28 protein-coding genes and 1 riboswitch are annotated in these 22300 nt (G+C 36.6%); of the genes, 24 read left to right on the forward strand and 4 right to left on the reverse strand.

Annotation, left to right across the window (positions count from 1 at the left end; genetic code table 11):
• Window positions 1-23: 23 nt before the first annotated feature.
• From SPK86_RS06555 to sufB, 14 genes are all read left to right on the forward strand, one after another.
• Window positions 24-1808, forward strand: a complete 1785-nt coding sequence (locus SPK86_RS06555; RefSeq protein WP_330948933.1) for an acyl-CoA dehydrogenase family protein — start codon at window positions 24-26, stop codon at window positions 1806-1808.
• 201 nt (window positions 1809-2009) lie between these two features.
• Complete coding sequence (locus SPK86_RS06560; RefSeq protein ID WP_284141717.1) at window positions 2010-2369, forward strand: arsenate reductase family protein; 360 nt, start codon at window positions 2010-2012, stop codon at window positions 2367-2369.
• Window positions 2370-2539: 170 nt separating this feature from the next.
• Window positions 2540-2923, forward strand: a complete 384-nt coding sequence (gcvH, locus tag SPK86_RS06565; protein ID WP_284141718.1) for a glycine cleavage system protein GcvH — start codon at window positions 2540-2542, stop codon at window positions 2921-2923.
• Between the two features lie 100 nt (window positions 2924-3023).
• Window positions 3024-3374: a toprim domain-containing protein gene (locus tag SPK86_RS06570; RefSeq protein WP_330948934.1), complete on the forward strand. Its 351-nt coding sequence runs from the start codon at window positions 3024-3026 to the stop codon at window positions 3372-3374.
• 111 nt (window positions 3375-3485) lie between these two features.
• Complete coding sequence (locus SPK86_RS06575; RefSeq protein ID WP_284141720.1) at window positions 3486-3806, forward strand: thioredoxin family protein; 321 nt, start codon at window positions 3486-3488, stop codon at window positions 3804-3806.
• Between the two features lie 67 nt (window positions 3807-3873).
• Window positions 3874-3983, forward strand: a riboswitch (SAM riboswitch).
• 106 nt (window positions 3984-4089) lie between these two features.
• Entirely contained in the window at window positions 4090-5121 is a 1032-nt protein-coding gene (locus SPK86_RS06580) for a methionine ABC transporter ATP-binding protein (protein WP_330948935.1), read from the forward strand.
• Window positions 5111-5779, forward strand: coding sequence for a methionine ABC transporter permease (locus SPK86_RS06585; protein WP_330948936.1), 669 nt, complete (start codon window positions 5111-5113; stop codon window positions 5777-5779). Before SPK86_RS06580 ends, SPK86_RS06585 begins: the two co-directional genes overlap by 11 nt.
• A gap of 12 nt (window positions 5780-5791) precedes the next feature.
• Entirely contained in the window at window positions 5792-6628 is an 837-nt protein-coding gene (locus SPK86_RS06590; protein WP_330948937.1) for a MetQ/NlpA family ABC transporter substrate-binding protein, read from the forward strand.
• 270 nt (window positions 6629-6898) lie between these two features.
• Window positions 6899-7069 (forward strand): hypothetical protein, encoded by a 171-nt coding sequence (locus SPK86_RS06595; RefSeq protein WP_284141724.1) that lies wholly within the window; start codon window positions 6899-6901, stop codon window positions 7067-7069.
• Between the two features lie 257 nt (window positions 7070-7326).
• Window positions 7327-8112, forward strand: a complete 786-nt coding sequence (gene sufC, locus SPK86_RS06600) for a Fe-S cluster assembly ATPase SufC (protein WP_284141725.1) — start codon at window positions 7327-7329, stop codon at window positions 8110-8112.
• A 17-nt stretch (window positions 8113-8129) separates the two neighbouring features.
• The gene (sufD, locus tag SPK86_RS06605; RefSeq protein WP_330948938.1) at window positions 8130-9437 is read left to right on the forward strand and encodes a Fe-S cluster assembly protein SufD; all 1308 of its coding nucleotides are present in this window, start codon (window positions 8130-8132) and stop codon (window positions 9435-9437) included.
• Complete coding sequence (locus tag SPK86_RS06610; protein ID WP_330948939.1) at window positions 9437-10657, forward strand: cysteine desulfurase; 1221 nt, start codon at window positions 9437-9439, stop codon at window positions 10655-10657. Before sufD ends, SPK86_RS06610 begins: the two co-directional genes overlap by 1 nt.
• Complete coding sequence (gene sufU / locus SPK86_RS06615) at window positions 10647-11081, forward strand: Fe-S cluster assembly sulfur transfer protein SufU (protein WP_284141728.1); 435 nt, start codon at window positions 10647-10649, stop codon at window positions 11079-11081. The genes SPK86_RS06610 and sufU overlap by 11 nt, the downstream gene beginning before the upstream one ends.
• 53 nt (window positions 11082-11134) lie before the next feature.
• Window positions 11135-12532, forward strand: a complete 1398-nt coding sequence (gene sufB / locus SPK86_RS06620) for a Fe-S cluster assembly protein SufB (protein WP_330948940.1) — start codon at window positions 11135-11137, stop codon at window positions 12530-12532.
• Window positions 12533-12727: 195 nt separating this feature from the next.
• On the opposite strand, the gene SPK86_RS06625 is transcribed toward sufB, so the two are convergent.
• Window positions 12728-13642, reverse strand: coding sequence for an Arm DNA-binding domain-containing protein (locus SPK86_RS06625; protein ID WP_330948941.1), 915 nt, complete (start codon window positions 13640-13642; stop codon window positions 12728-12730).
• A 21-nt stretch (window positions 13643-13663) separates the two neighbouring features.
• On the reverse strand, window positions 13664-14101 hold the full coding sequence (locus SPK86_RS06630; RefSeq protein WP_330948942.1) for an ImmA/IrrE family metallo-endopeptidase: 438 nt from the start codon (window positions 14099-14101) through the stop codon (window positions 13664-13666).
• A gap of 410 nt (window positions 14102-14511) precedes the next feature.
• Between SPK86_RS06630 and SPK86_RS06635 the strand changes: the two genes are divergently transcribed.
• The 6 genes from SPK86_RS06635 (at window position 14512) to SPK86_RS06660 (ending at window position 16557) form a co-directional block, all read left to right on the forward strand.
• Complete coding sequence (locus SPK86_RS06635; RefSeq protein ID WP_330948943.1) at window positions 14512-14745, forward strand: hypothetical protein; 234 nt, start codon at window positions 14512-14514, stop codon at window positions 14743-14745.
• A gap of 200 nt (window positions 14746-14945) precedes the next feature.
• Window positions 14946-15155: a hypothetical protein gene (locus SPK86_RS06640; RefSeq protein ID WP_330948944.1), complete on the forward strand. Its 210-nt coding sequence runs from the start codon at window positions 14946-14948 to the stop codon at window positions 15153-15155.
• Between the two features lie 56 nt (window positions 15156-15211).
• A complete protein-coding gene (locus SPK86_RS06645; RefSeq protein ID WP_330948945.1) occupies window positions 15212-15478 on the forward strand; it encodes a hypothetical protein in 267 nt (88 codons plus the stop codon).
• A gap of 80 nt (window positions 15479-15558) precedes the next feature.
• Entirely contained in the window at window positions 15559-15900 is a 342-nt protein-coding gene (locus tag SPK86_RS06650; RefSeq protein WP_330948946.1) for a hypothetical protein, read from the forward strand.
• Window positions 15901-15916: 16 nt separating this feature from the next.
• Window positions 15917-16141: a phage holin gene (locus SPK86_RS06655; protein WP_330948947.1), complete on the forward strand. Its 225-nt coding sequence runs from the start codon at window positions 15917-15919 to the stop codon at window positions 16139-16141.
• 149 nt (window positions 16142-16290) lie between these two features.
• Complete coding sequence (locus SPK86_RS06660; protein ID WP_330948948.1) at window positions 16291-16557, forward strand: YolD-like family protein; 267 nt, start codon at window positions 16291-16293, stop codon at window positions 16555-16557.
• A gap of 233 nt (window positions 16558-16790) precedes the next feature.
• On the opposite strand, the gene SPK86_RS06665 is transcribed toward SPK86_RS06660, so the two are convergent.
• Window positions 16791-17309 carry a hypothetical protein gene (locus tag SPK86_RS06665; protein ID WP_330948949.1) on the reverse strand — a complete coding sequence of 173 codons (519 nt, stop codon included), beginning with the start codon at window positions 17307-17309 and terminating at the stop codon, window positions 16791-16793.
• A gap of 106 nt (window positions 17310-17415) precedes the next feature.
• On the opposite strand from SPK86_RS06665, the gene SPK86_RS06670 reads away from it, so the two are divergent.
• Window positions 17416-17928, forward strand: a complete 513-nt coding sequence (locus SPK86_RS06670; RefSeq protein WP_330948950.1) for a hypothetical protein — start codon at window positions 17416-17418, stop codon at window positions 17926-17928.
• A gap of 131 nt (window positions 17929-18059) precedes the next feature.
• Here the strand turns inward: SPK86_RS06670 and SPK86_RS06675 are convergent, their stop codons facing one another.
• A complete protein-coding gene (locus tag SPK86_RS06675; protein WP_330948951.1) occupies window positions 18060-18278 on the reverse strand; it encodes a hypothetical protein in 219 nt (72 codons plus the stop codon).
• A gap of 93 nt (window positions 18279-18371) precedes the next feature.
• Between SPK86_RS06675 and SPK86_RS06680 the strand changes: the two genes are divergently transcribed.
• The 3 genes from SPK86_RS06680 (at window position 18372) to SPK86_RS06690 (ending at window position 22296) form a co-directional block, all read left to right on the forward strand.
• Window positions 18372-18752, forward strand: coding sequence for a hypothetical protein (locus SPK86_RS06680; protein ID WP_330948952.1), 381 nt, complete (start codon window positions 18372-18374; stop codon window positions 18750-18752).
• A 384-nt stretch (window positions 18753-19136) separates the two neighbouring features.
• Entirely contained in the window at window positions 19137-19943 is an 807-nt protein-coding gene (locus SPK86_RS06685; protein ID WP_330948953.1) for a hypothetical protein, read from the forward strand.
• Between the two features lie 1534 nt (window positions 19944-21477).
• Window positions 21478-22296: a sulfite exporter TauE/SafE family protein gene (locus tag SPK86_RS06690; protein ID WP_284141660.1), complete on the forward strand. Its 819-nt coding sequence runs from the start codon at window positions 21478-21480 to the stop codon at window positions 22294-22296.
• Window positions 22297-22300 lie beyond the last annotated feature (4 nt).

The raw sequence follows: 22300 nt of genomic DNA on the forward strand, positions 1-22300 counted from the left end.
TTCATGAGGAGAGGAAGATTATAATGAGTGAAACAAAGGAAAAGCTTTTTAAAGGTGGCGCGTTTTTAGTAGAAGATTTATCAGGTGATGATGTTATTACACCAGAGGATTTTACAGATGAACATAAGATGATTGCTAAAACAACAGAGGATTTCGTTGTCGGAGAAGTGCTCCCACTTGTCGATAAGCTTGAAAATCATGAATTTGAGCATTCCGTAGACCTGCTCAAAAAAGCCGGAGAACTAGGTTTGTTAGGTGCAGATGTGCCAGAAGAATATGATGGTCTGGGATTAGATAAAATTAGTTCATCCCTTATAACTGAAAAGTTCGCACGTGCTGGTGGATTTTCAATTACCCATGGAGCTCATGTTGGAATTGGTTCATTACCGATTGTCTTTTTCGGCGATGAAGCACAAAAGAAAAAATATTTACCGAAGCTTGCCACTGGTGAATTAATTGCAGCTTATGCTTTAACAGAGCCAGGCTCCGGATCAGATGCATTAGGAGCAAAAGCAACGGCAAAGCTTAATGATGCAGGTACACATTACCTTTTAAATGGAGAAAAGCAGTGGATTACGAACTCTGCGTTTGCTGATGTGTTTATTGTTTATGCAAAAATTAATGGTGAGCATTTTTCAGCATTTATTGTTGAGCGTGATTTCCCTGGTGTTTCGACTGGGCCAGAAGAAAAGAAAATGGGGATCAAGAGCTCGTCTACAAGAACGTTAGTATTAGAAGATGCAGAAGTACCAGTAGAGAATTTACTCGGTGAAAAAGGGAAAGGCCACAAAATTGCCTTTAACATTTTAAATGTAGGACGCTATAAGCTTGCAATTGGCGGAGTTGGCGGCGCGAAACGAGGATTAGAGTTAGCTGTTAAATATGTGAATGAAAGAAAACAATTCGGAACAGCAATTTCTAGCTTTCGACTAACGCAAGAAAAGCTTGCAACAATGGCTGCTAGCATTTATGCCAATGAAAGTGCGGTTTATCGTACCGTAGGTCTATTTGAACAACGGATGGGCGCTTTAACCGATGAACAATTGAAGGATGGAAGAGAAATTGCGAAGGCGATTGCAGAATATCAAATTGAATGCTCAATGAATAAATATATGGCAACAGAATGCCTCGACTTTGTAGCAGATGAAGCAGTGCAGCTTCATGGGGGCTATGGGTTTATGCAGGAATATGAAGTGGAGCGTATGTATCGTGATTCCCGCATTAACCGTATTTTTGAAGGAACAAACGAGATTAATCGTCTTCTTGTACCAGGAACATTATTGAAAAAGGCAATGAAAGGTGAGCTTCCATTGCTTCAAAAAGCACAGGGCTTACAAGAAGAGCTTATGATGATGATGCCAGAGGAAGTTGGAACAGAGCCATTAGAGCAAGAAAAATATTTATTACGTCATGCGAAAAAGATTGTGCTGTTAGGGGCAGGACTTGCCGCACAAAAGTATATGCAAAAGCTTGAGCAGGAGCAGGAAATCCTTGCAAATCTTGCGGATATGGCAGCGGAAGTGTACAACATGGAGTCAGCTGTCTTACGGACGGAAAAAGCGATAAGCGCGTCTGGTTTGGAGAAGAATAATCAAAAGCTGCTTTATACAGAGGTTTATGTGCAGGAAGCATTTAATCGAATTGAGGCAGCTGCAAAAGAAATTCTAATTGCTGTGGAAGCGGGAGATAATTTACGAATGATGCTTTCTTCTTTACGCAAGCTAACACGTCATACCCCAATCAATGTGATTGCGAAAAAACGTGAAATTGCGAAAGCGATTATTTCCGAAGAAAAATATATTGTATAAGATGAGAAAGAAGCTATTGCTAATCAATTGGTTAGCAATAGCTTTTTAACTGACTAGGAAATGATAATTATGGATGGGTTTTATTTGGGTTACGTAGCTCTGCTCTTTCTGTATTAAACGGCAGCTAAGTATATTTTTCGTCACTGCTTTTATTATTTGCTATAATATGAGAAACCTACATATAAGAAAGGAGGGATAACGATGGTTTTAACGTTTTATTGGTATCCGAATTGTAGTACGTGTAAAAAGGCGAAAAAATGGTTTGATACGCATCAGATTGATTATGAAGCAATACATATTGTAGAGCATCCACCAAGTAAGGATGAACTTCTACAGCTCATATCAAACAGTGAGCTTCCAGCACGAAAGTTTTTCAATACGAGTGGAAAAAAATATCGTGAGCTAAACATAAAAGAAAAAATTGCTGGGGCAAGTGACGAAGAAATGGCTTCTATCCTTGCAACTGATGGTATGCTAATTAAGCGTCCTATTGTGACTGATGGTAAAAAAGTTACCGTTGGTTTTAAGGAAGAGACGTATGAGGCAACGTGGTTAAAATAGTTTTATTCCATGTAATGGGCAACAACCTCCCCTAAGCGATGACATAGAGGGAGAAAGTGCTGAAGTAAATTTCAAGAAAAACGGATGTCTTTTTCTTGAAGATGAATTGCTAGCAATAAATATCATAACCTAGTATAGTAAAATTGCAATGAATTAACGGAGGGATTTTAATGAGTTTACCAAAGGATTTATTATATTCAGAAGAACATGAATGGGTTAAAAAAGAAGACGGAAAAGTACGTATTGGTATTACTTATTTTGCGCAAGACGAACTAGGGGACATTGTATTTGTCGAACTTCCTGAAGTAGGAGATGAGATTGAAGCAGATGAACCATTCGGAAGTGTGGAATCTGTAAAAACCGTTTCTGAGCTTTATGCGCCACTAAGTGGTAAAGTAGTGGAAGTGAATGAAGAATTAGAGGACAGCCCCGAGCTTGTGAACGAATCACCATATGAAAAAGCATGGATGATCGTAATTGAGCCTTCTAATGAGGGAGAGTTCGATGACCTCTTATCCGCAGAGCAATATCAAGCGGTAACGGAAGAAGACTAATTTCTAGTCATTATATAAGGCTGACTAAGGTTCTAAGGACTACAGTCAGCCTTATTCGCCTTTTTGGGGGACAATATTATGTAACAAAGAGGTGCGAACAATGCATCATTCGGAAAAGGTAATTATTGTGGAAGGCTTGACAGATAAAAGGCAGATTGAAAAGCTTATTACAGAAGCGGTAAAGATCATTTGTACAAATGGAACGCTTGGTGTTGAGAAATTTGATGACCTTATGGATAGCTATGATTTAGATAATAAAGAAGTGTATATTTTAGTTGATGAGGATGAGTCAGGCTGGAAGCTTCGTAAGCAATTAAAGCAAGAATTGCCTCATGCCATTGATATATTCACGAGTAGTGAATATCGCGAAGTAGCGAATACACCTAGAGCGATTTTAGCAGCTGCATTGGCTACAAAGCATATTGCGATTGATTTAAGCTTTCTTCTTTAGGTAGTACTTTGTCATTTCACATACGATACAATACTTCTAAATAAAGAGGGGAATGTACGAACTCCCACTGTTTGACGTTTTTTTAGATAGATTAATTACTAGGGTGATTATTTGAAACAGGTAACAGAAGAAACATTAAAAAAAGACCATTATCTACTTTATATATATACACCATTTTGTGGCACTTGTAGTGTAGCGAGAGCGATGCTAGAAAAAATTGAAAGTGTCCATCAGACAGCAATCTTCTATGAAATGAACGCCTCGTTATATCCCGAATTTATGCATGATTATCAGATTGAAAGTGTTCCTTGTTTACTGATTAAAGATAAGAATGAAGTAAAGGAAAAAGTGTATGCATTTCAATCGATATCCAATCTATATTCGTATTTGTTAACGTATGAACCGACATTATTTACGAAAGAAGAAAAATAATTGGTTGACGTACGGAACCAATGATGCTAATATGTGAATTATCCATTAAAAATTAAATAGCGATTATCTCTTATCAAGAGCGGTGGAGGGACAGGCCCATTGAAACCGCGGCAACCTTCAGACATCTGTCTGGAACGGTGCTAATTCCTGCAAGGCTTCGGCTTTGGAAGATGAGAGAACGTAAAGATGATATAGCGAAACGTCTTTCTGTTCTCTTACAGAAGGGCGTTTTTTCGTTAGTTGGGCATAATAGAACGTAAAGGCGTAGAAGAGGAGGGATTATATGATCTCGATTAAGGGATTACAAAAAATATTTACATTCGATAATAAGCAAATAACCGCCGTTGATCAGCTAAGCCTAGACATTCAAGAAGGAGAAATTTTTGGTGTTATTGGATACAGTGGCGCAGGAAAAAGTACGTTTATCCGTCTTTTAAATCGACTTGAAGAACCAACCGAAGGATCGATTCAAATCAATAATCAAGAAATAACGCAATTAAATAAAAAGGATTTACGTATAGCTAGACAGGATATCGGCATGATCTTTCAGCATTTTAATTTACTTTGGTCGCGAACAGTAAAGGACAATATCGCATTTCCATTGGAAATTGCGGGTTTTCCTACTGCAGAACGCGAGAAGCGAGTGCAAGAGCTAATCGATCTTGTTGGCTTATCAGGTAAAGAAAACGCATATCCTTCCCAATTAAGTGGCGGTCAAAAGCAACGGGTCGGAATCGCGAGAGCATTAGCAAACAAGCCGAAGCTATTACTTTGTGATGAAGCTACATCTGCACTAGATCCAGAAACAACGAACGCGATTCTTGATTTATTAGTTGATATCAATGAAAAGCTTGGATTAACGATTATTTTAATTACTCATGAAATGCATGTTATTCGTAAAATCTGTAACCGTGTAGCTGTCATGGAAAACGGGCGCATCGTAGAGCAAGGTGATGTGTTAGACGTATTTTTGCATCCACAGCAAACGGTCACGAAAAAATTCGTAGAGCAAGTAATGGGAGTAGCAGATGAAAGTGAGTCCATTCACCATTTAATAAACACATACAATGAAGGAAAAATAATCCGCCTTCATTTTATCGGTGAAACAACAAATCAGGCGCTGATTAGTCAGGTGGCAAAAGCATATCCAATTGATATTAATATTTTACAAGGAAAAATAACACAAACACAGCGCGGAGCATATGGAACATTATTTGTTCAATTAAAAGGGGATTCTTCTGATATGGAAGAAGCAGTTACCTTTATCCAGAAAAATACTTCCGTCGAAGTGGAGGTGATTCGCGATGCTCACTAATTTGTTTCCTGCCTTGAAGCTAGAAGAACTGTGGCAGGCAACCTATGAAACATTTTATATGACCATCCTTGCTTTAGTGGGGACCTTTATTTTCGGAATCTTACTTGGACTTCTGCTTTATCTCACGATGCGAGGCGGGATATGGGAAAATAAATTTATTAACTTAATTGTTGCTTCCTTTGTAAATATCTTTCGCGCTATTCCTTTCATTATATTAATATTGCTTTTAATTCCATTTACTAACTTTTTAATGGGAACAATCCGTGGACCGAATGCAGCGTTACCTGCACTTATTATTGGTGCAGCTCCTTTTTATGGCAGATTAGTGGAGATCGCCTTGAAGGAGGTAGATAAAGGAGTTGTTGAAGCTTCGAAAGCAATGGGAGCTAAAACAAGAACGATTATTTTTCGAGTGCTCCTACCAGAATCAATGCCAGCATTAATCTCTGGAATAACCGTTACGGCCATTGCACTTATTGGATACACGGCGATGGCAGGGGTTATCGGTGCAGGTGGATTAGGAAACTATGCGTATTATTTTGGATTTCAACGACGTGATTTTGATGTTGTTCTCGTTTGTACGATCGTTATTGTCGTGATTGTGTTTATTTTCCAATTTATTGGAGATTATATAGCAAATAAAATAGATAAAAGATAGGAGAAATGAAGGATGAAAAAATTAGCGGCATTATTATTTATTGTTGTTCTTGGTTTATTGGCAGCTTGTGGTACGAGTGGCGACAAGAGTGCAGCAGGGGACAAGGAAAGCAAGGAAATTACAGTAGGTGCTTCAAGTGAACCACATGCAGAAATATTAGAACAAGCAAAACCACTGCTTGAGGAAAAAGGGATCACATTAAACATTGATCCATATCAGGATTATATTCTTCCAAACGATGATCTTGCAAGTGGCAAATTAGATGCCAACTATTTTCAGCATATACCATATTTAAAGCAAACGGTAAAGGATACCGGCTATGATCTTGATTATATTGCTGGTATTCACATTGAACCAATGGGTGTTTATTCCAAGGATATTCAAAGTATTGATGCTATTCCTGAGGAGACAGAGGTGTTATTAAGTAATTCGGTTTCCGACCATGGTCGTGTATTAGCACTATTCGAAAAAGCGGGCTTAATTAAGCTTAAAGACGGCGTAGAAAAAGCAGCTGCAACGATAGACGATATTGTAGAAAATCCTAAGAAATTAAAATTTTCTCCAGACTATGAGGCAGCATTACTACCAGAATTTTATCATTCCGAAAAAAATGTGCTAACGGCGATTAATACAAACTATGCTATCGGTGCAGGCTTAAATCCGTTGGAGGATGCGCTGTTTATTGAGGATGAAGATTCACCATATGTGAATGTGCTTGCTGTAAAAACGGAAGATAAAGAGAATGCGAATTTAAAGCAATTAGTAGAAGTGTTACATTCAAAAGAAATTCAAGATTTCATTCTTGAAAAATATAAAGGCGCTGTCGTTCCAGTTGGCGGCGAAAAATAATCAGTATTGAGTCACTTTTATTGTGTCTGAAACGGCTACTCACGCATTGATTAACGTCTCACTTTAATGATTCGGTTGTATATGTTAGCATTTGCGAGTAAATTCCTAATAATAAGGAAGAAAACGTGCTAATTATTCATCAGTCAGGTAAATCCAAATCCTTTCGTTATTATTCGTTTATTTGCGCTTTGTGGAGGGTAAAGTCCTTGTGTTACGCTTTATATCGTAAACAAAACGAAAGGATGATTCACTATTACTAGTGAAATAAAGATGAATTACACTTCCGAAATGGAAAGAGCAATGCAGCAGTCGCATAAGATGGGATATGAGGAGTACAGTCGCAAGCTTGACAATCGACTCGCAGTGGAAAAACGGCGTCACAAGGATTACCAACAATGTAAACAAATAATTGCTGAGATAGACAGTCAGCTTCATAGATAGGGAAATGAACAACTGGTGCTTTCAATAAAGAAGGCACCAGTTTTTATGTATATAGGTGCCTTCAAGCAATGCTTCATTAAGTTCTTTGGAAATAAGGCTGGAAAGGGTATTCCCATTATAATGGAATTAAAAAGGAAGACATTTAAAAGAGTTGAATATAGATTCGAAATGATTTAAGATTGTAATGAGAATAAATTGAGAATGGATGTAAAATTTTCTCAAGAAAATAAAGAATTATAATATATGGAGGTATAGATATGGCTGGATCAACACTAGAAATTAAGAATCTTCATGTTTCAATTGAAGGCAAGGAGATATTAAAAGGTGTAGACCTTACAATAAAGGGTGGCGAATTCCATGCGGTAATGGGACCGAACGGAACTGGTAAATCTACCCTAGCGTCCGCAATTATGGGACATCCGAAATATGAAGTAACAGAAGGCTCCATCTTACTTGATGGTGAAGATGTATTAGAAATGGAAGTGGATGAAAGAGCACGTGCAGGACTATTTCTTGCGATGCAATATCCAAGCGAAATTAGCGGTGTAACAACCTCAGACTTCCTACGATCTTCCATCAATGCACGTCGTGAAGAAGGCGACGAAATTCCATTAATGAAATTTATTAAGGAAATGGATAACACACTTGATTTCCTTGATATTGACAAAAACATGGCACAGCGCTATTTAAATGAAGGTTTCTCTGGTGGGGAGAAAAAACGAAACGAAATTCTTCAGCTCATGCTATTGAAGCCAGAAATCGCAATTTTAGATGAGATTGATTCTGGATTAGATATTGATGCATTGAAAATCGTATCCAACGGAATTAATAAAATGCGCAGTGAAAACTTTGGCTGCTTAATTATTACCCACTACCAACGATTATTGAATTACATTACACCTGATTATGTGCACGTTATGATGCAAGGTCGTGTAGTGAAATCCGGTGGTCCAGAACTAGCACACCGTCTAGAAGCAGAAGGATATGAGTGGCTAAAAGAAGAACTAGGTATTGAAGACGAAACAATCGAGCAAAATGCATAATCGTTAGGAGGGGTAACATGACTGTTGAAACAAAGCTGCCATATGAGAAAGAATATATTGTCCAGTTTTCCGAAGGCAGGAAAGAGCCGGAATGGATGAAGTCATTGCGTGTTCAAGCATTGGAGCAAGCAGAGACGCTTGAAATGCCCAAGCCTGACAAAACAAAAATAGGCAAATGGAATTTCACACGCTTTGCCCATGACTACAAAGAAGGCAATTCCATTTCGATGACAAATTTACCAGTTGAAATACAAGACTTTTTTGATAAAGATAACCTACCAGAAAATTTATTGATTCAACGCAATCAATCGCTTGCGTTTAGTTCGATGAACAAGGATTTAAAGGATAAGGGTGTTATATTTACGGATATCTTTACAGCGATGCAGGAGCATGAGGAATTAGTGAAACGTTACTATATGAAAGATGCAGTTTCTGTTGATGAGCATCGTTTAACTGCATTACATGCTGCATTGATGAATGGCGGGATATTCGTCTATGTTCCGAAAAACGTGCAAATAGAAGTGCCATTACAGGTTGTATTCTGGAATGAAGCACCTGAAAATGCTTTCTTTAATCACGTATTAGTTGTAGCAGATGAAAATAGTTCTTTAACTTATGTAGAAAACTATATTTCTCATAATGAGGAAGAAGAATCTGTTGCCAATATTATTACGGAAGTTATTGCCCATAACAATGCGAAGATTTCATTTGGTGCAGTAGACAACTTTGCTGCTGGAACGACAACTTATATCAATCGTCGTGGGATTGCTTATCGTGATGCAACGATTGATTGGGCATTAGGACAAATGAATGATGGCAATACAGTTTCTGAAAACATTACGAATTTAATTGGTGATAATTCGTTATGTCACGCAAAAACAGTGACAGTTGGTCGCGGCAATCAAACGCAAAATATTACTGCTAAAACAGTTCACTGGGGTAAAAATGCGGAAGGATATATTTTACAGCATGGTGTTATGAAGGACAGTGCTACTAATATATTCAACGGAATCGGGAAAATTGAAAATGGTGCTTCTGGATCAAACGCAGAGCAAACGTCACGTGTGCTTATGCTAAGTGAGAAAGCACGTGGAGATGCCAACCCAATTTTATTAATTGAAGAAGATGATGTTATGGCAGGCCATGCTGCATCTGTTGGACGTGTAGATCCGTTACAGCTTTATTACTTAATGAGCCGCGGCATTACAAAAACAGAAGCAGAACGATTAGTAATCCATGGTTTCCTTGCACCAGTTGTAAGCCAACTTCCAATTGCGTCTGTGAAGGAACAGTTGACGCAAGTGATTGAAAGGAAAGTTTACTAATGGATGTAAAATCCATTCGCCAGCAATTTCCAATCTTAAACCAGGAGATCAATGGCCACCCATTAATTTATTTAGATTCTTCCGCAACAGCACAAAAGCCACTTTCGGTAATTGAAGCTGTCGACGCTTATTATCGAGAAGACAATGCCAATGTTCATCGCGGTGTGCATACACTAGGATCAAGAGCAACGGATAAATATGAAGGAGCTCGCGAAAAGGTCCGCAGATTTATTCATGCAAAGTCAACAGCGGAAGTTATTTTTACACGTGGTACAACAACAGCGATTAATACCGTTGCTTACGGCTATGCGCGCCAGATTTTAAAGGAAGGCGATGAAATTGTTATCACGCCAATGGAGCATCATAGCAATATCATTCCTTGGCAGCAGGCTGCAAAAGCAACAGGAGCGACATTAAAGTATATCCCGTTAGAAGAAGACGGTACACTTTCATTGGATGCTGTTCGTGAAACGATTACAAAGCAAACAAAGTTTGTTGCTGTTGCCCATGTTTCAAATGTGCTTGGTACAATTAATCCAGTAAAAGAGATTGCAGCAATTGCCCATGAAAATGGTGCCGTAATTTTACTTGATGGTGCTCAAGGCGCACCACATATGAAGGTGGATGTTCAAGAATTAGATTGTGATTTTTATGCGTTTTCTGGTCATAAAATGGGTGCTCCAACAGGGATTGGGGTATTATATGGAAAACGTGCACATCTGGAACAAATGGAGCCAATGGAATTCGGTGGCGAAATGATCGACTTCGTTAACTTATATGATTCCACTTGGAAAGAGCTTCCTTGGAAGTTTGAAGGAGGTACACCGATCATTGCTGGTGCAATTGGACTTGGTGCTGCGATTGATTTCTTAAACGAAATTGGCATGGATGCAATAACTGCGCATGAAGAAAATCTTGCGCAATATGCAATGGATAAATTAAGCACGATTGATGGGATAAGCATTTATGGACCAAAGGAAAGAGCAGCACTTGTAACCTTTAACTTAGATGATGTACATCCACATGATGTTGCAACCGTGCTTGATGCAGAAGGCATTGCTGTTCGAGCAGGCCACCATTGTGCACAGCCGCTAATGAAATGGTTAGATGTAACAGCAACAGCTAGAGCTAGCTTCTATTTATATAATACAGAAGAAGATGTGGATAAATTAGTTGAAGGACTCTTGAAAACAAAGGAGTATTTTGGTGATGTCTTTTAATAACCTCGATTCACTATACAGACAAGTAATTATGGATCATTATAAAAACCCACGAAATCGGGGCAAGATTGAAGGGGACGTTCTAACGGTAGATATGAACAATCCTACATGTGGTGATCGGATACAGCTTCAGCTTAAGGTAGAGGATGGCATTGTATCGGATGCGAAGTTCGACGGAGAAGGTTGTTCAATCAGCATGTCGTCTGCATCGATGATGACGCAAGCAATCAAAGGGAAAAAGGTAGAAGATGCCTTAGCTATGTCAAAGGATTTTTCCAATATGATGCTAGGAGAAGAAGTCGAATTCGAAGATGATATTGCCGCCCTACATGGCGTATCAAAATTTCCTGCTCGTATTAAATGTGCAACACTTGCTTGGAAAGCGATGGAAAAAGGTGTGCATGAACAGGAAGAAAACGAATAAAGCTTTTTTATCAAGGTAGGATAGCCGAAAATAATTAAAGGAGGTTGTATTCAATGGCAAAAAATATGCCGGAGATGGAAGAATATAAATATGGTTTTCGTGATAAAGACGTATCTATTTTTCGTACCGAAAAAGGTCTTACACGAAAAATAGTTGAAGAAATTTCCAGTATGAAGGAAGAGCCACAGTGGATGTTGGATTATCGCTTAAAAGCATTAGAGCATTTTTATTCACGTCCAATGCCACAATGGGGTGGAGATCTTTCCGAATTAAATTTCGATGAAATCGTTTATTATGTAAAGCCTTCTGAAAAACAAGGAAGAACCTGGGATGAAGTACCAGAGGAAATCAAGCGTACCTTTGATAAGCTCGGTATTCCAGAGGCGGAACAAAAATATCTTGCAGGTGTTTCTGCACAATATGAATCAGAGGTTGTTTATCACAGTCTAAAGGAAGACCTAGAAGAACTAGGGATTATTTTTAAAGATACAGATACAGCATTAAAGGAGCATGAGGAATTATTTAAGGAATACTTTGGTAAAGTAATTCCAGCAACAGATAATAAGTTCTCAGCTTTAAACTCTGCTGTTTGGTCAGGTGGTTCCTTTATCTATGTTCCACCAGGTGTCAAAACAACTACACCACTACAAGCATATTTCCGGATTAACTCGGAAAATATGGGACAATTTGAACGGACATTAATCATTGTTGATGAAGGTGCATCTGTTCATTATGTAGAAGGCTGTACGGCACCAGTATATACGACAAATTCCTTGCATAGTGCAGTTGTTGAAATCTTTGTTAAAAAGGATGCATATTGCCGCTATACAACGATTCAAAACTGGGCAAACAATGTGTATAACCTTGTTACGAAGCGTGCAACCTGTGATGCCAATGCAACAATGGAATGGATTGATGGAAATATCGGCTCGAAGCTAACAATGAAGTATCCTGCCGTATTATTACGCGGAGAAGGTGCTCGCGGACATACGCTTTCCATCGCCATTGCTGGTCGTGGTCAAGTGCAGGATGCAGGAGCAAAAATGCATCACCTAGCTCCAAACACTTCTTCAACAATCGTATCGAAGTCGATTGCCAAGCAAGGTGGTAAAGTAAACTACCGTGGACTCGTTCACTTTGGCAGAAAAGCAGAAAATGCACGTGCGAATATTGAGTGTGACACATTGTTAATGGATAATCAATCTATTTCAGATACGATTCCATACAATGAGGTAAACAACAATAATATTTCACTAGAGCACGAAGCAAAGGTTTCGAAGGTTTCAGAGGAACAGCTCTTCTATTTAATGAGCCGTGGCCTTACAGAAGAAGAAGCAACAGAAATGATCGTAATGGGCTTTATCGAGCCATTTACAAAAGAATTACCAATGGAATACGCAGTAGAAATGAACAGACTTATCAAGTTCGAAATGGAAGGTTCGATTGGCTAAGCAAAATACGGTAAATTCAATAATTTAAGCATGAGGGATAAGCAAATGATAACGGCTATGATAACGTTAGTCGTTTAGGAAGCTTATTGCCTCATGCTTTTTCTCTTTATAGAGGTGGCCATAAGTATTAATCGTTTCCTGAACGTTATCATGTCTCATTAAAGATTTGAGTACAAATATCCACTTTTCTATTTGCTAAGAAAGAAGCGTAACTATGTCTGAGGTCATGAGGCCTGTATTCAGAAAACACCTTTTTGAATGCCACATGAAATGCTTTATAAGACGTAGAACCATTCCCCCGAAAATATAATAAGATTCTTTAAATCCGTACATTTCCGTTTGTTGCTTTGACTTTATTTCTTCTAACATCCCTACTAGAAAATCTGCTAGCGGAACAACGTCGGCACTTGCTTCCTTTTTAGGAGGTCCTAATTCTTTACTATCATAATCGTAAGTTTTGTTTATATCTGCTTCTTTTAACTCGAAGTCAATATCTTGCCATTGTAGCGCTATCGCTTCACCTACTCTTAGTCCAGTGTAAAACATAAATATACACATATTTTTAAAAACTTCATTATCCAGTGTTTGCACGCGTTTATCAAATTCTTGTCGTCTAATATAGCTGTTTTTTTTCTTTATTCGCTTTATTGCAGGAACAGCTTTTGCAGGATCTTTGGGTAACTCAAAGTACTTTATAGCATGATTGATAACTACTTTGAAACCTGAGAAGACTGTTCTAGCTGTTTCATTTGATTTTAGGTTATCCAACAAGTACTGCTTAAACTCAAGACATTGTTGGGTAGTGATGGCGTGTATTTTTATATTTCCTAATTTGTCTTTCATATGCTTGTTATACTCGTTGATTCTTCTTCTCTTAGTTTTTGGTTTTAACTCAGTGTGTTCAATGTTGTGATAAAATACTTCTTCAAATGTCATATCCTCTGGAGCGCCATGTTTTTTAACTCGAACTCGAAACTCAGCCTCGGCATCTTTTGCGTCTCTTTCTCTTCTAAATCCCCGTACAATTTTTTGTTTTGATTTACCGTAAATGTTTTTATACCAAGCAATGAAATAGTATGTTCCTCTTTGTTCATCTTTGTATACGGGCATGATTAAACTCTTTTTACGAACTTATGTTCCGTTAATGGATTTAAAAAATTTATCGAACCACTTTATTACACCTAATGGTTCAAAGCATATTGTATATTTTTCATTGTAGTTAACTGTGACTCCGTATTTTTCTTTGTATCTTTTTAGTGCGAATTCTAAAAACTCTTCTGTTACCCCCATATACTCGGCAAATTCAAATTTGTTACGTATATGCTCTTCATGAGCCTCAATAATTTTAGAAAGAGGCATTATTCGTTCATACGCCCGGGACCGAGCTCTAGCTTCTTGCTTCCTGTTAATAATATTTTTTTGGTCAAGAATGTCACCTGTTGAAGTATGATAATGGCCTAATTCTTCCGCAAGAATACAATACTTATTAGCAGAAGAAGGCAAGAGTTTATTTATCCAAATAACATTGTCGCCGTAGAACCCTTGAATTTTAATGCAATAAACAGACAACCTTCGTTATGGACAGGAGTAGCTTATTTAAACGCTAGTCACACTTTTTATCCTACGAAACCAATAACGGATTGCCGGAACGGATGGGTGCTTGTTTGGAGTTGTTATTCGGTTTCCGATGGTTCATCGAGAAATTCCGACTGGCAATTTACTCATATACCAAAACAGCCTAGTTTATACGCAGGTGGGGGACACAGAGTTGGTTTACGGACAGGGCCGGATAACACTGATGTTGTAAAATATTATTACGTACATCACGATCATATAACGGGTCACAACTTGAGTCAGTTGGATACTAACCGCATGTTGGTTATTCGTGAAATATTAGAATACAAGGAGGTAAATAACTATGCGTGAATGGTATTTTCTAAAGGACGAAAATGGCTATTTGAGCGCAAAGTCTTCCACCAATGCGAAATGAGAACGAAATACAAATCACTATTCCCGATGATCACCCGATCCATAACGACAACTATATGGTTTATCGTTATGTGGATGGAGAGTTAGTGAAGGACGAATCCTATCAAGAGAGATTAATAGAGGAAGAACAAGAAAAGCAAAGGAAACCCAGTAAAGAAGATATGAACGCCATCGCCATACTGGAATTAGCTGAACAATTATCTCTCATGAAAGGGGGTGTCTAAGTATTGGCCATGTTGTTTGCTACTCAAATTATTGAGGGGAATTGGACTTATGCACGGGTACCAAGTATATGGAAAGAGGATGTGAGAGTGCTTTTAATTGCAGAAGGTAGAAAAGATCTGATAAACGCCCAGTAAGGCGTTATTTTTATGCTTAAAATCCTTCCTTCCATAGCCGATATAGGAGAAAGGGAGGGGATTATGTGTGGGATATAGATAATAATCCACTTAATGACATAGCACTGCAACTAGTTTATCTGGCGATATTAATAATCGTTTTTATGGTAGCAACAGCGATTATCCTAGAGTTTGTTCAAAAGTTCATAAGGGTTCATTCAGAGATTAAAAACTTCTTCCTTAGTTTAGCAGGACTAGGCGCAGCTTATGTTTGGTTTCAAGTAACTTTTATGTAGGAATTTAAAGGACTTTTGATCCTCCTGTCGAAATAGGTAGATGGGAGGGGATTACAATGAGTTATTATGAGAAGGAAATACTAAAAGACCTGGTAGAAGGAGAGGAATACACATCAAGACAAATTGACATCTTCTTGCGTGAAAATAAAGATGTTATTATTTTGTCAGACACAGGCCGGATAGTAGATAGTGAAAAAATGAAATATAAAGTAGTCAAGAAAATAGAAAAGTACGTACACAGAACTGAAGGCTTCACTAGAACTTATTTAATACCAAATATGCCTTCAAAAATATTTGAATTGGAAGTTACAAAGCATCCTTAACAGGGGCTTTTTCTATGCAGAAAAATAAGCCGTTATATTACATGGCGGGTTATTTATCTCGGGATTTTAGGGGGTCGAGGATGACACAAACAGCGAAGGAAGTGGAGGACATGGAAAAATTCATGACCGTGCTCATGGAAGTAAAAGTGTCGCTTGCTGAACAAAATGGAAAATTGGACAACTTGCTTGATATGAAAGACAAGATCAATGAGACCTACGATATTGCTAAGGGAGCTCATAACCGGGCAAAAGAGAACGAAAAGGATATTGCAGCATTGAGTAAAGAAATGTCACATTCCGCAAGTAAAGAAGATGTTGAACGCATTGTGAAGCAAAGAGAAAATACTTTTAAGAACTTACCGTCATGGTTGGCGTTAGCCATATCCATAGCGGTTTTCTTATTGACTTATTTAGTAAATTGAAGGGAGGTGAAACAAAATGGACAAAGGTACTATCGTTAGAACAGTAGCGCTAGCTATTGCATGGTTAAACGCATTGCTGGTTCAATATGGTTTGCAACCTATTCCAGTATTAGACGAGGAAACAATTGCTTATGGATTGGCTTTTCTAGCTTCTCTATGGACTTGGTTTAAGAACAACTATATTACGCTTAAAGGAAAACAACAAAAGAAAGTTTTACAACGAAATAACCTTACTAAATAAAGTTGTCTCTAAGAGGGGACTTTTTCTTTTTATAAATTTTAAGGAGCGATGTATAATGTCTTGGCAGAAAAACAAAGTATTTAAAAATGGATCTGATTTTATTAATTGGCTAGACAAGAACTTTGGAAAGTATATTGGGGACCATATCAGTGAGTTACACGTTCACCATACGTGGAAGCCAAACCATAGAATGGAAAGAGAAGCCTATGATTTCCGATTTTCAAAAAGAAGAAATGAATCTTGCTTTACAAATTGCTTTAAAAGATGATTTAACCATTGAGCTAGAATATTTTAAAAACCATGACCACCATAAGATCAAAGGCAAACTTTTAGGTGTAGATGTACTTAACCAGTATGTGAAGATAGAAGATGACTTACTACCGTTGGATAGTTTGACTGGAGCCTGGATAGATTAAAATCCTCACCCAGAGATTTTTTCTTTTGCGCAAAAAATACATCACCTAAATCCTTCATAACCATTTTATACTCATTTGTTGTTAGCTCATTTCAATATCTGGAGTAATTGTTTCCTCTTAAGAGAGCCCTTCAATAACCAAATAAGGACCTTTGATTATTGGCATAAAGTAATAACCATGGATTTATAAATCCATGGTTATATGTAGGAAAAAATATTTATTTAAACAAATTATTAAATAACCCAGAAAATAATTTTTGTTATCATTTCTGCATCACTTTTATTTATTCCAGCATTTCTTAGCTTCTTAGTTACATAGGCTCTAGAGACTTTATTAGGCTTGTCTAATGCTTTACCGATTTTTGCTCCATTCCTTTTAACAGCATCCGCATATTTTTTTGAGAACGGTTTAAGTATCCATGATAAGATGTGGCCCCCGTTTTTGGCAGCAGCTCCAAAGGCCTTTAATCCTTTCAAGCCTGCACCTAATATACCATTTGTAGTATACTCACCTTCATCTTGAAGAGCAACTTGTTGCTCAAAATAGAATTTACTCATTCTTAGATCCTTTTCAAAGGTATCACTCTCAGAATTGAATATGTCAGTTGGAAAATTATCATGGTGGTCTTCGCTAGGGAGTGTAGGTAATGAGTCCAATGTAGTTTTTGCTTGTGCAAAACTCGGGCCGACAGTACTAATTAGTAGTGTCATTGCTAAAGTTACTGACAGTCTTTTTAGTAGTTTTTTACTCAATATTCTTCTCCTTCCAAATATGGTTTTTTTATACAACAATATGCTACTATATATTTATTGTTCAGTAAACATAAAATTGATAAAATTCGATAAAGGAGTGGTTAATGTGACTGAAACCAAAATTGATAAAAAGGCTGAAGCATTTGGAGTAACTATAGCAATACTTTTGGGTACTTTAGCAGTAGTAGCATTTGTTGCCTTACCAATTGGTATTATGTATGGAGTTTTTTTCTTATTATCCCAAACCCCTTTTTTTAGTTTTGCTTTTTATCCTAGTTTTTGGGGTAATCTTTTATTTTTTGGTGGTTATACAATAATAACTATCGTAGCATTTGGATTAATTGATATTATAGTTACAATTCTACGAAAGAGAAAAACTAAGGATATAGATGATATAGGACCTACAACCTTTTTTGAGTGGGTTTTTTATGCCTTCTTGCTAATTGGCTACTTTGCTCTGTCTATAAATCTTATAGATAGATTAGAATCAACAATCATTGGTTTAATGATACTATCCTTTGTTGGAACAGTTGTATACCTAGTAGTTATATTTATTACTAATAGAATTAAAGATGATGATGATGATGAAAATGAAGATAGTGAATTGAAGGCACCTTAACCAATATTAATTAGACAAGCTTCAATATTTCTTTCTTGAATTAATTAACCCTCAATCTGAGGGTTTTTTCTATTGCAATATTTTTACCTCACCAGACAACTCCGCACACAACCGATCACATTCTTTAGTAGTCAGCTCCCTTTTAAGATAAGCTCGCTCATCCCTGCATCCGTAAACTCTCCATAGTAATCCTGTTCAATTCTTTCAATATCCCTCAATGTTCCAGTGTCTTTATGCACGTACCACTTATCTCCACATTGTACATGTCTTACTCTGTTTAAACCGTCCATGTATACTAAGTCCTCACCCTGATATTCTTTCTTACATTCCGGACAGTGCATTTTTGTCATAGTTATCAGCTCCTTATAATTTTATTCTCTATACGAGTCCATAGTCCTGCTTTTTTATGGTAATATGAGGTAAAAAGATTAGGGGGTTCTTTAGTGAAGAAGTTTTTATTGGTATCAGTTATTGTTTTATTCTTAGCAGCATGCGGGGAGAGCAAAGGGGCTTCAACTGTCCATGAGAATATGAGTGAAGATATGGCCAACGATACAGAACAGGTATTGAACACAATGGATACTGCTATTGAAGAAAATAGAGCATTGTCTGATCATGAATTGTCTGTCTTTGATCATTATCTTGCTGAATATAACGGTAAAAAAGATGTTGGTAATCTAACCGGAGAAGAAGAAATATTATTGATAACTACATCAAAGATAGTTGAGACTCCAGAGATATACATGACACTTGAAAGCGATAAAGAAAATTACGAGACTTTAAAAACGCAAATCCAGAGTATAATAAAAACTGGTGAATTTTAAAAAGAGAGAGTAAGTCCCCTCTCTTTTGAATTCTAGGCTGCTAACGAAAATGATAATGATTTTTCTTTAAATAACATTTCAACGATAAACTTCAATTGCAAAAACATTGATAAAACGGCAATGGATTCATTTAGAATCAACCATTTCACTATATGATAATAGAAATGGAAGGTTCGATTGGATAATACAACTAGAACCCTTGTTACAGCATTGTTTGTGGCAAAGGTTTTTGTATATGTATCTAATTTGTACCTTGAAATTAGAAATTTTAACGTTTATATTTATTTTTTGCTATTGATTTTAAGCAATGCTCTTTTAAAATTCTTGATATTTATAACTTAAAAATAAAAACAGGATTAGTGATATATTGGAGAGGAATGCGGTATGAAATATGTTGCACTTGTCGTTGGAAGTTTATTATTTTTAGCGTCATCATTGACGCTATGGTTAATAACAAAGGAGTTTATTATTGACAAAAAGGTAAACAATCAATATGTCTTTGATTCGCTTAGTTTTATCGAAGAGGATGGAGAGCAAAATGATAGTATTGAAAAACTCTATGAACTTGTTGATTCTCCTCCTTATAGGGAAATTCCAAATGTTTCGGTCACGCATACATTTGTCAAAAAAAGTGGAGATATAATTCGTGCAAAGACATACCTTGAGTATCTTTCAGAAATCAATAATGAAACTAATACAAGTTATAAGCGAACGTATCACTTTTACTCTCATACAGTGGAAATCAATGAACATTTACTTGCAGGTAAAAAGATGAGTTTGGTGATGAATGATAAAATTGTTAGCACCTTTCCCGTAGTATTAAATTTGAAAGGTTCTCTTAATCTGCGATATGGCAATGTAGGATTTGTACACAAAACGAATCCAAAAACAAAGAAAGATGAATTGGTAGTAGTGATTCAACAATCTTTACAGGCTTGGGATGTCTATCACCTTCGTCCATCTGGTGAAGTGATGAAGGAATCCTTTCATTCAATAACAGAACTTAGAAAAAAACCGATAATAGTAAACATAGTGAATCTTTCGGGAGCACATGATGAACCGATTGGATATTACACCCAATTCACTCTAGGTTATCCGGCATTTTATTTTCCAATCTTCTTTCCCTTAATAACATTTATTCTTTCTATTACTGTAATTATTTTTTTCTTTAAGATCCAAGGGAATAAATAGGATTTTCTTTGACTGGTTGTTCAAAAAGATTGGTGAAACTGTTATAAAGACCAAGTTAACAGTGTAGCATTAATATTACAGTATTTTCTAATTGTATATACAAGGTGCTACTACCCTATTTAGCTTTTTCTTGTCCAATTTTGCTTGGGATACAAAATTTCGAAATGTTGGCAGAACCCCTGTTAGTGGAGTGGTTACTGGATTTAGTGAGAAGCTTGGCTGTCTTTTACTTTCTAATTGGACTTTAATCAAATCTCTACAATCATTATTGGACAGATAATGGAAAGACTGAAATCGATAATAATATAAAACGAAGGATAGAAGTAGTTCAAACTTCTATTGGAGCAATTTTATAAAGATGAATAATGAAGAATTAAATGAAACAAAGACTATTTTTCTTTAGTTATGGAATCTAATTGTTAGTTTTCTCCATCTTTATTTTCTTTGGACTTTATATGATTACCTGAAAGCTCCTTTGTGAATGCAGATACTGGAGTAATATTAAACACCAACAATATTAATCCCAAAAAAACAAAAAACCTTTTTTCGTTTTTACATTCCTCCTAAACAATATTTAGTTTCCTATCCCTCTAATTAACGCCCTTCGATAACACCAATTTCTCTATAAATCTTATGATGATTTAGATATTTATCTCTTTCGTTCTCCACACCTTACCAAAGCTACAAATTTTTAAAACAGTAAAATTAATAATTATATTGTGAAAACATTTGATATTTCGTAAACTTAATCTGAAGTTCTTTTTGAGTTTGTTATAATGTAAAAAAATCATTTTACTAGGAGGATAGATCATTATGCCATCTAATAATAACAAAGGAACCCAGTGGCGTTTTGCTATCGGAGGTTGGGGGCACTTGTTGTAGTAACTATTTTATTTTTAATATTTGATTATAATATATATACAGTATTGGGTTTTTTAACCGCGGCAGTAACTTTAACAATTGGAAACGCTATTTATGTACTTTACACAAAGCAAAAATTAAAAGGTGAGAAATAGAGTCTTTATCAGACACATTATACGCCCCTTAGCCCTGCTAAGTTATGTATTATTCATATGTAAGAGAATTAGCGTCAGGAATATTTAATTTCTAGCCATAATTAATCGTTGCTTTAATGGGAGTTTTTAACTTCATAAATGATAATCAATTGTTAACAAGAAGAAAGATGATAATGTATTCTACAAAACAAGCAACTCTAGATACATTTATTTTTCAATTTATTTGTATGAAGAATAATTTTGATATTGTGCTTAAATGAAATGACTTTAGATAATTTCACAGTCACTTCCTTGATAGGGAGTGTGGATTGAAATATCTTGCAAGCGATTACGTAGCTTACGTTTAATGTCACTCCCTTGATTGGGAGTGTGGATTGAAATATACTCGATTTCATCGACAAGATTAATAGCACTGCGTCACTCCCAAGGAGACGGAATTCTAGGCAAATGCTTTCCTAAAATGCTACTATAGAAGAATAAACAATGCATCATTATGCTAGAAGGAAGGCGTTTTATTTTTGGTATACCTCATTTGTATTCTCATCGGAATTGTTACGGCGTTTTTTGGAAGCTTAATTGGATTGGGAGGCGGCGTCATCCTCATCCCAATCTTATTATTTTTACATCAATACAGTGCTGCTTTTGCATGGGCAACCCCGCAAGCAATTGTTGGATTGTCGTTAATTGTTATGATTTTTACCGCACTTTCATCAACCATCGCCTATTACAGAGCAGGAAGAGTTGATTATAAGACAGGCTTATTATTTATATCGGGAAGTATTCCGGGTGGGATTCTCGGTTCTTGGCTAAATCAGTTTATTGATGCGGATTACTTTTCTTTATATTTTGGGATATTAACAATCCTCATTTCGCTTTTGTTTTTTCTTAAACGAAAGCAGCCATCAGAAAAAAGTAAGGCAAACGGCAAGCGGATTCGTACTTTTCAAGTGGATGGACAAACATACCATTACACTGTAAACCTAGTCTTTGCTTTTGTTCTTTCGTTCTTTGTTGGAATGCTATCTGGCATGTTCGGTATCGGTGGTGGCTCCATCATGGTTCCAGCGATGATCCTGTTATTTGGATTTCCTGCCCATATTGCAACAGCGACATCGATGTTTATGATTTTCTTCATTAGCATTATTGGCGCAAGCACACACATTGCACTTGGACATATTAATTGGGAATATGTATTTTTCTTTATTCCAGCTGCATATCTTGGTGGGAAGCTTGGAGCTTATGTGAATCAAAAGCTACAAGGAAAAACACTAGAATGGATTTTGCGGATTATGCTTATATTGATTGGGGTACGATTAATTACAGAAGGTTTAGGATAAGGAG

Origin of the sequence: Virgibacillus sp. MG-45 (assembly GCF_036409425.1) — a bacterium.
Lineage (GTDB): Bacteria > Bacillota > Bacilli > Bacillales > Amphibacillaceae > LDC-1.

What these genes read in the sequence shown, in the direction of transcription:
- SPK86_RS06555 (WP_330948933.1), top strand. Translation starts at nt 24, where the DNA reads ATGAGTGAAACAAAGGAAAAGCTTTTTAAAGGTGGCGCGTTTTTAGTA.
- SPK86_RS06560 (WP_284141717.1), top strand. Translation starts at nt 2,010, where the DNA reads ATGGTTTTAACGTTTTATTGGTATCCGAATTGTAGTACGTGTAAAAAG.
- gcvH (WP_284141718.1), top strand. Translation starts at nt 2,540, where the DNA reads ATGAGTTTACCAAAGGATTTATTATATTCAGAAGAACATGAATGGGTT.
- SPK86_RS06570 (WP_330948934.1), top strand. Translation starts at nt 3,024, where the DNA reads ATGCATCATTCGGAAAAGGTAATTATTGTGGAAGGCTTGACAGATAAA.
- SPK86_RS06580 (WP_330948935.1), top strand. Translation starts at nt 4,090, where the DNA reads ATGATCTCGATTAAGGGATTACAAAAAATATTTACATTCGATAATAAG.
- SPK86_RS06585 (WP_330948936.1), top strand. Translation starts at nt 5,111, where the DNA reads ATGCTCACTAATTTGTTTCCTGCCTTGAAGCTAGAAGAACTGTGGCAG.
- SPK86_RS06590 (WP_330948937.1), top strand. Translation starts at nt 5,792, where the DNA reads ATGAAAAAATTAGCGGCATTATTATTTATTGTTGTTCTTGGTTTATTG.
- SPK86_RS06595 (WP_284141724.1), top strand. Translation starts at nt 6,899, where the DNA reads ATGAATTACACTTCCGAAATGGAAAGAGCAATGCAGCAGTCGCATAAG.
- sufC (WP_284141725.1), top strand. Translation starts at nt 7,327, where the DNA reads ATGGCTGGATCAACACTAGAAATTAAGAATCTTCATGTTTCAATTGAA.
- sufD (WP_330948938.1), top strand. Translation starts at nt 8,130, where the DNA reads ATGACTGTTGAAACAAAGCTGCCATATGAGAAAGAATATATTGTCCAG.
- SPK86_RS06610 (WP_330948939.1), top strand. Translation starts at nt 9,437, where the DNA reads ATGGATGTAAAATCCATTCGCCAGCAATTTCCAATCTTAAACCAGGAG.
- sufU (WP_284141728.1), top strand. Translation starts at nt 10,647, where the DNA reads ATGTCTTTTAATAACCTCGATTCACTATACAGACAAGTAATTATGGAT.
- sufB (WP_330948940.1), top strand. Translation starts at nt 11,135, where the DNA reads ATGGCAAAAAATATGCCGGAGATGGAAGAATATAAATATGGTTTTCGT.
- SPK86_RS06625 (WP_330948941.1), bottom strand. Translation starts at nt 13,642, where the DNA reads ATGCCCGTATACAAAGATGAACAAAGAGGAACATACTATTTCATTGCT.
- SPK86_RS06635 (WP_330948943.1), top strand. Translation starts at nt 14,512, where the DNA reads ATGCGAAATGAGAACGAAATACAAATCACTATTCCCGATGATCACCCG.
- SPK86_RS06645 (WP_330948945.1), top strand. Translation starts at nt 15,212, where the DNA reads ATGAGTTATTATGAGAAGGAAATACTAAAAGACCTGGTAGAAGGAGAG.
- SPK86_RS06650 (WP_330948946.1), top strand. Translation starts at nt 15,559, where the DNA reads ATGACACAAACAGCGAAGGAAGTGGAGGACATGGAAAAATTCATGACC.
- SPK86_RS06655 (WP_330948947.1), top strand. Translation starts at nt 15,917, where the DNA reads ATGGACAAAGGTACTATCGTTAGAACAGTAGCGCTAGCTATTGCATGG.
- SPK86_RS06675 (WP_330948951.1), bottom strand. Translation starts at nt 18,278, where the DNA reads ATGACAAAAATGCACTGTCCGGAATGTAAGAAAGAATATCAGGGTGAG.
- SPK86_RS06685 (WP_330948953.1), top strand. Translation starts at nt 19,137, where the DNA reads ATGAAATATGTTGCACTTGTCGTTGGAAGTTTATTATTTTTAGCGTCA.